Origin of the sequence: Amycolatopsis echigonensis (genome assembly GCF_014174495.1) — a bacterium.
GTDB lineage: Bacteria > Actinomycetota > Actinomycetes > Mycobacteriales > Pseudonocardiaceae > Amycolatopsis > Amycolatopsis echigonensis.
In genome coordinates this window covers 1-11,503 of sequence record NZ_JACJHR010000139.1, presented here as the reverse complement: position 1 = coordinate 11,503, position 11,503 = coordinate 1, and the positions used below count along the sequence as shown (strand labels likewise).

Below are 11,503 nucleotides of genomic sequence, written 5' to 3'. Positions count from 1 at the left end.
TGTGGTGTGGCTCTGGCCACCGCGTGACCGCGTTACCCGGGTGGCGACACCCGTTCCCGAACCTGTCGGACGAGTCGTGGTGGAGGTGGGTCGATGAGCCTGCGAGTTGAACGCGAGAAGAAGACTGACGACGAGGAGGCGACCGTGAAGACCTCGAGCCCCAGCACGATCGAAGACGAGGAAGCCGACGTCGCCGACCTCCCGGACGGCCGCGACGAGGCGGAAGAACCGGCTGAAAGCAACACCGCAGACGACTCGTCCGAATCGGACGACGGCGACGACGAGCCGAAGGAGGACGCCGAAGCCGGGCCGGAGAAACCGAAGACCGGTCTGAAGGACGTCATCCGGGCCAAACTGCCGAAAACCCGCAAGGTGCGCGTCATCCTGCTCGTGGTCCTGCTGCTCCTGGTCGGTGGCGGGGTAGGCGGCTACGTCTGGTACGACTCCCAGCGGCTGCCGGACGACGCGGCCTTCCGCGTCGCGGGCCGAACCGTCACCGCCGACCAGCTCAGCGGTGTCCTCGAGACCTGGCGGGCCATGTACGGGGTCCAGCCACCGCAGGACGAAGCGACCCTCGGCAAGTTCCGCAAGGACTCCGCCAAGGCGTACGCGGTGAGCTTGATCCTGCAGAAAGCCGCGCAGGACCGCGGGATCGTGATCGGTGACAAGGTGGCGCAGGACGCCCTGGCCAGGTTGATCTCGCAGCAGCTCGGCGAGGGGACGGAAGCCCACGACAAGTTCGTCCAGCAGCTGGGCAACGTCGGCACGTCCGAACCGGCCGTGATCGGGGAAATCAAGCAGCAGCTGGCTCTCTCTCAGCTGTTCGACGCGGTCACCAAGGGATCCGGCGACGTCGGCGAGCAGGAGGTGAAGGACGCCTTCGCGACGCGAAAGGACCAGCTGGGCACCCCGGAGCAGCGCAAGATCGGCAACATCGTGGTCCGGACGAGGGAAGAGGCCGACCAGGTCATCGCCGACCTGTCGCACGGAGCCAAGTTCGAAACCGTGGCCCAGCAGCGCAGCATCGACACCGCGACGCGCGACAAGGGCGGCGACCTCGGCGCGCTTTCCCGTAGCCAGCTGCAGGACGACTACGGGAAAGCGGCTTTCGGCGCAGCGGCGGGGACGGTCTTCGGTCCGGTGCAGAACCAGTTCGGCTGGAACGTCGGGCGGGTCGATGAAGTGACGGCTCCGGTGCCGGCGACCTTCGAAAAGGTGCACGACAGCCTCAAACAGCAGCTGCAGATGGAAAAGCTGCTCGCAGTGTGGCGTTCCTGGCTGGGAGACCAGATCAAGGGCGCCGGCGTGGAGTACGCGGACGAGTACCGGCCGGACAATCCCGACGCCGCACCGGACGTAAAGCCGGGCGAGAGCCCGGTGACCGGTCAGCAGGGCGCGGCGAACCCGGGCCGGCCTTCCCAAGGGAAGCCGGTTCCTTCGCGATGAGCACGGCCGTCCCGTTCGTCGTCTTGGCGGTTCTGCTTGTCCTTTTGGGACGGTGGGGCAGCAGGCGCTCACTGGATCTCGTTCCGGCGAACTTGCCGATGGCCGAGCGCGAGCGGCGCGCGAAAGTCGTCCGCCGAGGCGCCGTCAGCGCCTACGTAGTCGCGGCCGTCTTCGTCGTGGTGTCGGCTGCCGCGCTCTTCTGGCCGGCGGGCGCCGAGCCTTGTCAGCCCGGGCTCGGCGCCTGCTTACCAAGCAAGCCGTAGTGACCGGCCATGCCGGCGGCGACGATCCGGTTCGGAGCCCCCAGCTTGTTCAGGAGCGAGGCGACCAGGCGCTTCGCGGTCCGCTCGGAAACCAGCATGCGTTCGGCGATTTCTGTGGTCTCCAAGCCGCGGGACAGCAGTACCCACAGGCGAATCTCGTCCACCGCCAGCTGACCGAAGATCTCCTCCGGCGGGTGCCGCACCGCGTCGAGCAACGCGGTGAACAAGGTGTCCTCGACCACTCGGAAGCCGGCGGCCACGGACAGCAGGGGAGCGACCAGCACATCCGGATCAGCCGACTTCGGCAGGAATCCGTCGGCGCCGGCCCGTAGAGCTTCTTCGGCGAGCTTCAGGTCCGACGTGCCTGACAGCGCGACGACTTTCGTATCGGGATGGCGGGACTTGATATGGCGGATCGCCGGAATCCCGTTGACGGGCGGCATGGCGAGATCGACCATCGCGATGTCGGCGCCGCACGAGCCGACGAGCGAGGCCGCTTCCTCCGCGCGGTTCGTCGTACCACCGATCTCGAACCGGTCGCCGGCTTTCGCCTTGAGCAGCAGAGCTAGGCCCTGGGTGAACAGGTCGTGGTCATCGACGAGCACCAGGACGAGTTTGCGGTCTTGCACGGCTCTCCTCGTCGGAAGATGACAAAATCACTACACGAGCCCACCAGCAGAGGCGCTGGCGGCAGCGTCGTGGAGGCATCGATGTCGACCGTACCGTGGTGGCGTTCCGTGCGGTCAAGCACGATCCTCCAGACGGATACGTTCCGGGAGACCGACATCCGGATCGTGGAACGGGTGCCCGCCAGTGTCCGGGTCGGCGTCGTGGTGTCCGTCGGGCTGCTCCTCGCGCTCGGGCCGGACTCCGTGCGGCACCACCTCGCGATCGGGTTGGTGTGGCTGGCTGTCGGCAGCATCTACGCGTTCATCGTTTTTTGGGATCCCACGATCGAGTTACGCAGCATCCGGTCCGCTTCGGTGGTGACCGGTCTGGACTCGGTCCTGTCGCTGGCCATCATCGCGTGCACCGGAGGTGCGAGCAGCGTCGCGGTGTCGCTGCTGTTCCTGGTCATCGCGGCCGCGGCGATGCGACTGTCCTTCGTGGCCACTGTGGCCGTGTCGATGGCCCTCGGGGGCGCCTATTTCCTGGTCGCGGTGCTGATGGACGCCGGTCAGACGTCGTCGGCGATCCGCATGCAGTCCGGGTTGTGGTGGCCGGTCTACCTGGTGTTCACCGCAGCCCTGACGGGCGGCTTCGCGCTGTTGACCGAACGGGCGACACGTGCGCACAGCGACGCCCGGGCACAGGCGATCGCGGAACGGGCGGCGGCGGAAGAGGAACGGGACCTGCGTGCCCGCCTCCTGAAGTCTTACGAGGCCCAGGAAACCGGCTTGCACGTCATCCTGCACGAGTTCCGCACTCCCATCGCCTCTCTCAAGGCGCTGACCGACAACCTGGTCGAGCGAACCGGTACGGCGGCGGCCGAAGACGACGACAGCTGGACCAGCCTGCGGCTGCTGGCGGCCCACGCGGGCCACCTTTCGTCGATGATGGACGCGCTCGGCGACGTCGCCGCGAGCCGGCGGCCCACCTTCAGCACCGGGCGTCGCAGGGTCGTCGACATCGAGGAGTTCTTGTACGCGGCCGGAGACGCCGCCGGCCTGGCGGACTCCGAGCTGCAGATCACCGTCACGCCGCCGGGTGCACAGTCCCGCCTGGACGCACAACTGCTGCGACGCGTCATCACCAACCTCGTGGAAAACGCCGGACGGCACAGCCGGGGCACACCCGTCGAGGTCGTCGCGCGGCTGGGACGAGGACGGCTCCGGGTCATGATCCTCGACCGGGGGCCGGGTTTCCCGGCCGAACTCGCGCCCATCGTCACCGAGCGGTTCGTTTCCGTCGGCGAACGCCGTGGCACCGCGGGGCTCGGACTGTGGATCGCCGACCAGATCGTCCAGTCGCTCGACGGCCGGATCCGGTTCCGGCCGCGTTCGGGTGGCGGCTTGGTCGCCTGCCTCGAAGTGCCGGTCGACTGAGCACGTCTCGCCGTTCCGGCCGGGTACTTCTCATTTTCTGACGTCTTTTCGCGTCCCTTTCCGTGTGCGTGGCCCGCGCGGGTCGGCGGGGTTGGCACGCGCGGGCCACCGATGGCTCGCGCGATCGGTGTGCGTCGCGCCGGATCTTGTGATGATGATCCGAGTCCTTCACCTATGAGGAGTTGACGTCAATGAAGACGAAGGCTGCGGTCCTTTGGGGACAGCACGAAAAGTGGCAGGTCGAGGAAATAGACCTGGATCCACCGAAGGCCGGCGAGGTCTTGGTCAAGCTGACCGCCAGCGGGCTGTGCCACTCCGACGAGCACCTCGTCACCGGAGACCTGCCGTTCCCCTACCCCCTGGTCGGCGGCCACGAAGGCGCCGGTGTGGTCGAGACCGTCGGCCCCGGCGTCACGGACATCGCCGAGGGCGACCACGTGGTGATGACCTTCCTGCCCGCCTGCGGCCGGTGCTCGTACTGCGCGCGGGGTCTGGGCAACCTCTGTGACGCCGGCGCCGCCGTGATGCTCGGCCCGCAGCTGGACAACACCTACCGCTTCCACGCCCGCGGCGAAGACGTCGGCCAGATGTGCCTGCTCGGCACGTTCTCCGAATACACCGTCGTGCCGGCGGCGTCGGTCGTGAAGATCGACGACGGCATTCCGCTGGACAAGGCCGCGCTCGTCGGTTGCGGCGTGACGACCGGTTTCGGCAGCGCGGTCCGATCCGGCGAAGTGCGGGCCGGTGACGCGGTGGTCGTCGTCGGCGTCGGCGGGATCGGCGTCAACGCGATCCAGGGCGCCCGGATCGCCGGCGCCCGGCTCATCGTCGCGATCGACCCCGTCGAGTTCAAGCGCACGAAGGCTCTCGAGTTCGGGGCCACCCACACGGCCGCGTCGATGGACGAGGCGTGGAACACCGTCAGCGAGCTGACCCGCGGCCAGCTGGCCGACGTGTGCGTGATCACCACGGACGTCGCCGAGGGCGCGCACATCACGCCCGCCCTCTCGCTCGTGGGGAAGCGCGGCCGGGTCGTCGTCACGGCCATCGGCCACCCCGAGGAAACGTCGATCACGACCAGTCTCATCGAGTTGACGCTGTACGAAAAGCAGCTCCGTGGTTCGTTGTTCGGTTCGTCCAACGGCCAGCACGACGTGCCGCGGCTGCTCGAGCTCTACAACGCCGGGCTGCTGAAGCTCGATGAGCTCATCACCACCGAGTATTCCCTGGAGGACGTCAACCAGGGCTACGAGGACATGCGCAACGGCAAGAACATCCGCGGCCTCATCCGGTACTAACCCACTTCGGTCGCCCGCAACGGCTCAAATTCGTGATGTGAGGACAGTTTCATGGCTATCGAACGCAACATCGAGCACGGCAAGCGCACGGGCTTCGGCAGTCTGAGCGAGGGCGGTCTCCGCATGGAGTCGTTCCCGATGCGCTTGTTCCGCAAGGGGAACAAGAAGTTCTGGAACCCCGAAGACATCGACTTCTCCCAGGACGCCAAGGACTTCGCGGCGATGAGCCCCGACGAGAAGCGGCTCACGTCGATCCTGGCCGCCCAGTTCATGGCCGGCGAGGAGTCCGTGACCCAGGACCTGCAGCCCTTCACGACGGCGATGGCCGTCGAAGGCCGGCTGGCCGACGAGGCCTACTTGACGCAGTTCACCTTCGAAGAGGCCAAGCACATGCAGGCGTTCCGCCTGTGGTTCGACGCGGTCGGTCTCGGCACCGACCTCCACGAGTTCGTCGAGTACAGCGAGGCGTACACGAAGATCTTCACCGAAGAGCTGCCGAAATCGCTGTACGCGCTGACGACGGATCCGTCTCCGGCCGCCCAGATCCGCGCGTCCGTGACCTACAACCACGTGGTCGAAGGTTGTCTCGCCCTCACCGGTTACTACGCGTGGGCCAAGGTGTGCAAGAGCCGCAACATCCTGCCGGGCATGCAGCAGGTCGTGAAGTACATCGGCGACGACGAGCGGCGTCACATGGCGTGGGGCACCTTCACCTGCCGGCGCCACGTCGCCGCCGACGACCGCAACTGGGACGTCGTCGACGAGCGGATGCAGGAGCTGCTCCAGCCGGCGCTGCAGCTGATCGTGCGGCTGTTCGACAATTTCGGGGACAACACCCCGTTCGGCATCAGCCTCGACGAGATGACCGATTACGGGTTGGACAAGGTCAACCGCAGGCTCGAGTCGATCGAGAGCGCACGGGGCTGCGCGGTCGAGGAAATCGACGAGGACTACTCCCCGATGCAGCTCGAGGACAAGTTCGCCGCGGAAGACGAAGCGGCGGTCGAGCAGGCGCTGACGGCCGTCGGCTCCTGACCCGTCGAGTTCTCACCGGTAACCAGGTCGACGCCGACCTCGAACCCAAGGAAATCACCGACATGCTGCGGGACACCTCTGCGCAAGAAGCGAACACGAACGTCGACCTGCTCTTCATCGGCGCCGGGCCGGTGGGTCTCTTCGGCGCGTACTACGCAGGATTCCGCGGCCTGAGCATGGCGGTGGTCGACGCCCTTCCCGAGGTCGGCGGCCAGGTCCAGGCGATCTACCCCGAGAAGAAGATCTACGACATCGCCGGCCTGCCGGGCGTGCCGGGGCAGGAGCTCATCGGCAACCTCGTCCGGCAGGCCGCGCCGTTCTCCCCGCTGTACCTGCTTTCGCAGCAGGTACAGCGGTTGGAGCGCCGTGACGGCGGGTGGCGGGCCACGACGTCGGCCGGCGTGGTGGTCGACGCCCGCGCGGTCGTGATCACCTCCGGCGTCGGGGCGGTCACCCCGCGCCCCATCCCGGCAGGCGAGGATTTTCTCGGCCGCGGCCTGTGCTACTTCGTCCCGCGGCTGGAGGTGCTCGATGACAAGGACGTCGTGGTGGTCGGCGGCGGGGATTCCGCGGTCGACTGGGCGCTGGCGGCGTTGCCGCGTGCGCGGTCGACCACACTCGTGCACCGCCGACGGCAGTTCCGCGCGCACGAGCACTCGGTCCAATTGCTTCACCGGTCCGCCTGCACCGTGCTGGTCGACGCGAACGTGACCGAACTGCGTGGGCAGGACCGGGTGGAGAGCGTCGCCATCAAGGTGGCCGGCGAGGCCGAGGTCCGCGAGACCAAGGCGCAGGTCGTCGTCGCCGCGCTCGGGTTCCTGATGGACCTCGGTCCGATCAAGGATTGGGGGCTCGAACTCGAGGGCCGCGCGATCCGGGTCGACAGCAGGATGCGGACCAACCTGCCCGAGGTCTTCGCGGCCGGCGACGCCGCAACCTTCGACGGCAAGGTCAAACTCATCGCCGTCGGTTTCGGCGAAGTGGCGACCGCGGTCAACAACGCGGCCGTGGCGCTCGACCCGCAGGCCGGGCTCGCGCCGGGGCACTCGAGTGACTTGACCCTTCCCGCCCAAGTCGGCGCCTGAAGCACACCGACATTCATCGAACGACCCTGAGGAGGTGGAACTGATGGCTTTCGTCATCGGAGAACCGTGCGTGGACGTGAAAGACATGACCTGCATCGAGGAATGCCCGGTCGACTGCATCTACGAGGGCGAGCGCATGCTCTACATTCACCCCTCCGAGTGCATCGACTGCGCGGCGTGCGAACCGGTCTGCCCGGTCGAGGCCATCAGGCCGGCCCAGCACGTCGACGACCGCTGGCGGCCGTTCCAGGAATCGGCGAAGTCGGCGTTCGACGTACTCGGCAGCCCGGGCGGGTCCACCAAGGTCGACCCCCCGATCGAGGACACGGAGTACGTGAAGAACTTCGAAAAGCACTAGCCGCGACACTGCGCGCTTCGGACCGGTCTCGGCCGCGAGTGGGCCACAAAGGAGTTCCGGATGACGTCAATGGCGACGATTGACTGCGAACGTGGGGACGAGGACAGAGGGCACGGCCAGGCCTGCTTCGCGCCCTCCGAAACGGATCCATGGTCTTTGGTCCGTGCCTCGCAAGAGGGTGACCACCGGGCGTTCGGCCTGCTGTACAGTCGGTTCTCGGTGGACGTGTACCGCTTCGCACGAGGACGGCTGCGCGACGAACACGCTGCCGAAGACGTCACCAGCGAAACGTTCCTCCGTGCGCTCCGCAGCATCGGCACGGTGCGGTACTTCGGATCCAGCGTCCGGGCTTGGCTGCTGACGATCGCCAGGAACATCATCCTGGACCACGTGAAGTCGGGACGCTTCCGGCACGAGGTGATGGTCTCGGAGTTTTCCGAGCAGGAGCAGGCCGTCGTGATTCCGGAGTTCAGCGTCTTCTCGCAGCCCTGCCGGGAGGAAATCGCCCGGCAGATGTTCGAGTTGAGTGAGGACCAGCGGATCTGCCTGCGGCTGCGGTTCTTCGACGGTCTGTCCGTGTCGGAAACCGCGCAGGTCATGCAGCGGAAGAACAGCGCCGTGCGCGCACTGCAGCACCGCGCCGTCCGGCGGCTGGCAGAGCTGGTCGACCCGGTCGCGGTGGATTGAGACCCGAAGTGGAGACAAAGTTGCTTGGTGAAGAACCCAGTCAGAAAGGCGTTCGCTGATGACGATGGGGTCAGTCGAGATTCCGCCGGCGGTGCGTCCCTTCCTGGAGAACGCGGCCGCGAGCATCGTCATCGGTGCCGAGGAGACGACGGCTGCCGCAGGGGGCGAGATCCCGACCACGGACCCTGCTACGGGCGCGCTGCTGGCGAACATCGCGGCAGGCGGCAAAGCGGACGTGGACCGCGCCGTCGAGACCGCGCACAAGGCCTTCGCCGGTTGGCGGCGCCTCAGCCCGGCCGCGCGCGGCCGCGTGCTGCTGGACGTTGCCGACGTGATCGACGAGTACGCCGAGGAACTGGCCACCCTCGAGACGCTGGACAACGGGAAGCCACTCACCGAGTCGACCTACCTCGACGTCAGCCTCTCCGCGCAGATCTGGCGGTACTTCGGCGGGTGGACCACGAAGCTCGGCGGCCAGACCCTGCCGGTGTCGCCCGCGGTGGGCGAAGCCCTAGTCTACACCCAGCGCGAGCCGCTCGGCGTGGTCGGCGCGATCGTGCCGTGGAACTTCCCGTTGATGATCGCGTCGTGGAAGGTGGCACCGGCGCTCGCCGCGGGGAACACCGCGGTGCTCAAGCCTTCCGAGTTCACGTCGTTGAGCGCACTGCGGCTGATCGAGGTCGCACTCGAAGCGGGGCTGCCCCCGGGCGTGCTGAACTTGGTGACGGGTCTGGGACCGGAAGCCGGCCAGGCCCTCATCGACCACCCGGGCGTCGCGAAGATCTCGTTCACCGGGTCGACCGAAACCGGGCGGCGGATCGTGACCGCCAGCGCCGGGAGCTTGAAGAAGCTCACGCTCGAGCTGGGCGGAAAGTCCGCGAACATCGTCTTCCCGGACGCCGACGTCGAGGCGGCGGCGCAGGGTGCCTTCAACGCCATCTTCCTGAACCAGGGTCAGGTGTGCTGTGCGGGCTCGAGGTTGTTCGTGCACCGCGACATCCACGACGAGGTCGTGGCCGCCCTCGCCGCGGAGGCCCGGGGAATCCAGCTGGGCCACGGCCTGGACGACGACACCCAGATGGGTCCGTTGATCTCGGCGCGGCAGCTGGACCGGGTGGAAGGCTTTGTCGGCGCGGGTGTTCGCGACGGCGCGACACTGGTGTGCGGCGGCGAACGGCCCGGAGGCGCACTGTCCGGTGGACACTTCCTCGAGCCGGCGATCTTCACCGACGTGCGGGACGAGATGTCCATCGCCACCGACGAGATCTTCGGCCCGGTGCTCTCGGTCCTGAAGTTCGACGACGAGGACGAGGCGGTGCGCCGCGCCAACTCCAGCGTCTACGGACTCGCCGCGGGCGTGTGGACCAACGACCTGAAGCGAGCCCACCGCGTCGCGCGTGAACTGGAAGCGGGCACGGTCTGGGTCAACATGTACAACATGATCGACCCGGCGGCTCCCTTCGGCGGCTACAAGTCCTCGGGCTACGGCCGTGACCTCGGCGAGGAGTCGCTGCTGGGGTACACGCAGATGAAGTCGGTCTGGATCGGGATGGACTGAACCCCGCCGTCCGTCCACATTCCACAGTTTTCCGAAAAAAACTCAGTGAGGAGTGCAAAATGGGTGCGTTCAAGGATGACTCCGAGGTCTACAAGTACATCGGCGGTGTCTTCGAGAACGGTCTGGCCGACCCGGAGGTGGGCCCGAAGCTGAAGGGCTCCGGCGTCGTCCTCCAGATCACCTACACCGACCCCGACTCGGTCCTGACGGTCGACTTCCCCTCCGGTGAGGTGCACACGGGCGCGAGCGACCTGACGCCGCACGTCGAGCTGTTCATGACGGCCGACACCGGCAACCGGTTCTGGCTGGGCAAGGTGAACTTGTCCGTCGCGATGGCCAAGGGGCAGGTCCGAGCGAAGGGTCCGGTCTCGAAGATCCTGAAGCTCGTGCCGGCGGCGAAGTCGCTGTTTCCCGCCTACGAGTCGTTGCTCGAGCGTGACGGCCGTGACGACCTGCTGAAGGCGTGAGCGGCAGACAGAGTTCCGATGACGACGTCGTCGGCGTGACGGAGGTCGAGTAATGCGCAGCACCATGCAGGGCACACCGCTCACGGTCGCGTCGATCCTGCGGCACGGCGTGGAGGTCCACGGCGACCGGCGGGTGATCACCGCGACGGGTGACGGGTTCCGCCGGTCGACCTACGAGCAGGTGGGCCGGCGGTGCGGTCAGCTCGCCAACGCGTTGCGCCGCCTCGGGATCGCCGGCGACGACCGGGTGGCCACGTTCCAGTGGAACAACCAGGAGCACCTGGAGGCGTACGCCGCGGTGCCTGCCATGGGCGCGGTGCTGCACACGCTCAACATCCGGTTGTCCGCCGAGCAGATCCGCTTCATCGCCGGGCACGCCGAGGACAAGGCCGTCATCGTCGACTCGTCGCTCGTGCCGCTGCTGGCCCGCGTCCTGCCCGGGCTCGATACGGTCAAGGTCGTGCTGGTCACCGGCGACGACGGTGACCTGGCACCGCTGGAGGGCAGCGGCAAGGCGGTGCTCCGCTACGAAGACGTCCTCGGCGCGGAGTCACCGGAGTTCGCGTGGACCGACGCGGACGAGGACGCCGGGGCCGCGATGTGCTACACCAGCGGCACGACGGGCGACCCGAAGGGTGTGGTGTACAGCCACCGTTCGCTGTACCTGCACTCGATGGCCGCCTGCACGGGCAACGGACTGGGCATCGCCGAGCAAGACCGGATCCTGCCGATCGTGCCGATGTTCCACGCCAACGCGTGGGGCCTGCCGTACGCGGCCTTGATGGCCGGGGCGGAACTGCTGATGCCGGACCGGTTCATGCAGGCGGCCCCGCTGGCCAGGATGGTCCACACGGAACGGCCCACCGTGGCCGGCGCGGTTCCGACGATCTGGAACGACGTGCTCCTGCACACGGACAAGGACTCCGGCCTGGACTTCTCGTCGTTGAGGCTGGTCGTCTGCGGCGGGTCCGCCGTGCCGCGCTCTCTCATGGAGGCGTTCGAGAACCGGCTCGGCGTGACCATCCTGCAGGCGTGGGGCATGACCGAGACCTCCCCGATGGCATCGGTGGCCCGCCCGGCGGTCACCGCCGGCCCAGCCGACGCGTGGCGGATGCGGGCGACGCAGGGACGCCCGGTCTGCGGCGTCGAGATGCGGATCGTCGGCGACGACGGCACGCCTCAGCCGCGGGACGGGCAGGCCGTCGGCGAGCTGGAGGTGCGGGGGCCGTGGGTGACCGGTTCGTACTACCAGGTCGACGAC

The 11,503-nt window shown here is 67.6% G+C and carries 11 protein-coding genes; 10 read left to right on the top strand and 1 reads right to left on the bottom strand.

What is annotated here, in order from left to right; translation table 11 throughout:
* Window positions 1-93 precede the first annotated feature (93 nt).
* A complete protein-coding gene (locus tag H5411_RS44005; protein ID WP_183127642.1) occupies window positions 94-1,446 on the top strand; it encodes a peptidylprolyl isomerase in 1,353 nt (450 codons plus the stop codon).
* Window positions 1,447-1,669: 223 nt separating this feature from the next.
* Here H5411_RS44005 and H5411_RS44000 read toward each other — a convergent pair whose 3' ends face one another.
* Window positions 1,670-2,338 carry a response regulator transcription factor gene (locus H5411_RS44000; RefSeq protein WP_183127640.1) on the bottom strand — a complete coding sequence of 223 codons (669 nt, stop codon included), beginning with the start codon at window positions 2,336-2,338 and terminating at the stop codon, window positions 1,670-1,672.
* Window positions 2,339-2,419: 81 nt separating this feature from the next.
* Between H5411_RS44000 and H5411_RS43995 the strand changes: the two genes are divergently transcribed.
* From H5411_RS43995 to H5411_RS43955, 9 genes are all read left to right on the top strand, one after another.
* Window positions 2,420-3,754 carry a sensor histidine kinase gene (locus H5411_RS43995; RefSeq protein WP_183127638.1) on the top strand — a complete coding sequence of 445 codons (1,335 nt, stop codon included), beginning with the start codon at window positions 2,420-2,422 and terminating at the stop codon, window positions 3,752-3,754.
* Between the two features lie 191 nt (window positions 3,755-3,945).
* Complete coding sequence (locus H5411_RS43990; protein WP_183127636.1) at window positions 3,946-5,052, top strand: NDMA-dependent alcohol dehydrogenase; 1,107 nt, start codon at window positions 3,946-3,948, stop codon at window positions 5,050-5,052.
* 51 nt (window positions 5,053-5,103) lie between these two features.
* Complete coding sequence (locus tag H5411_RS43985) at window positions 5,104-6,087, top strand: R2-like ligand-binding oxidase (RefSeq protein WP_183127634.1); 984 nt, start codon at window positions 5,104-5,106, stop codon at window positions 6,085-6,087.
* 62 nt (window positions 6,088-6,149) lie between these two features.
* Window positions 6,150-7,172 (top strand): NAD(P)/FAD-dependent oxidoreductase, encoded by a 1,023-nt coding sequence (locus H5411_RS43980; protein ID WP_144639100.1) that lies wholly within the window; start codon window positions 6,150-6,152, stop codon window positions 7,170-7,172.
* A gap of 43 nt (window positions 7,173-7,215) precedes the next feature.
* Window positions 7,216-7,530 carry a ferredoxin gene (gene fdxA / locus H5411_RS43975; protein WP_144639102.1) on the top strand — a complete coding sequence of 105 codons (315 nt, stop codon included), beginning with the start codon at window positions 7,216-7,218 and terminating at the stop codon, window positions 7,528-7,530.
* A 60-nt stretch (window positions 7,531-7,590) separates the two neighbouring features.
* Entirely contained in the window at window positions 7,591-8,217 is a 627-nt protein-coding gene (locus H5411_RS43970; RefSeq protein ID WP_312878744.1) for an RNA polymerase sigma factor, read from the top strand.
* 58 nt (window positions 8,218-8,275) lie between these two features.
* Window positions 8,276-9,775 carry an aldehyde dehydrogenase family protein gene (locus H5411_RS43965; protein WP_183127632.1) on the top strand — a complete coding sequence of 500 codons (1,500 nt, stop codon included), beginning with the start codon at window positions 8,276-8,278 and terminating at the stop codon, window positions 9,773-9,775.
* A 59-nt stretch (window positions 9,776-9,834) separates the two neighbouring features.
* On the top strand, window positions 9,835-10,242 hold the full coding sequence (locus H5411_RS43960) for an SCP2 sterol-binding domain-containing protein (RefSeq protein ID WP_183127630.1): 408 nt from the start codon (window positions 9,835-9,837) through the stop codon (window positions 10,240-10,242).
* 52 nt (window positions 10,243-10,294) lie between these two features.
* Window positions 10,295-11,503: AMP-binding protein (locus H5411_RS43955; RefSeq protein ID WP_183127628.1), on the top strand; the 1,209-nt coding region annotated here is incomplete at its 3' end.

What these genes read in the sequence shown, in the direction of transcription:
- H5411_RS43990 (WP_183127636.1), top strand. Translation starts at nt 3,946, where the DNA reads ATGAAGACGAAGGCTGCGGTCCTTTGGGGACAGCACGAAAAGTGGCAG.
- H5411_RS44005 (WP_183127642.1), top strand. Translation starts at nt 94, where the DNA reads ATGAGCCTGCGAGTTGAACGCGAGAAGAAGACTGACGACGAGGAGGCG.
- H5411_RS43980 (WP_144639100.1), top strand. Translation starts at nt 6,150, where the DNA reads ATGCTGCGGGACACCTCTGCGCAAGAAGCGAACACGAACGTCGACCTG.
- H5411_RS43960 (WP_183127630.1), top strand. Translation starts at nt 9,835, where the DNA reads ATGGGTGCGTTCAAGGATGACTCCGAGGTCTACAAGTACATCGGCGGT.
- H5411_RS43985 (WP_183127634.1), top strand. Translation starts at nt 5,104, where the DNA reads ATGGCTATCGAACGCAACATCGAGCACGGCAAGCGCACGGGCTTCGGC.
- H5411_RS43970 (WP_312878744.1), top strand. Translation starts at nt 7,591, where the DNA reads ATGACGTCAATGGCGACGATTGACTGCGAACGTGGGGACGAGGACAGA.
- H5411_RS43965 (WP_183127632.1), top strand. Translation starts at nt 8,276, where the DNA reads ATGACGATGGGGTCAGTCGAGATTCCGCCGGCGGTGCGTCCCTTCCTG.
- fdxA (WP_144639102.1), top strand. Translation starts at nt 7,216, where the DNA reads ATGGCTTTCGTCATCGGAGAACCGTGCGTGGACGTGAAAGACATGACC.
- H5411_RS43995 (WP_183127638.1), top strand. Translation starts at nt 2,420, where the DNA reads ATGTCGACCGTACCGTGGTGGCGTTCCGTGCGGTCAAGCACGATCCTC.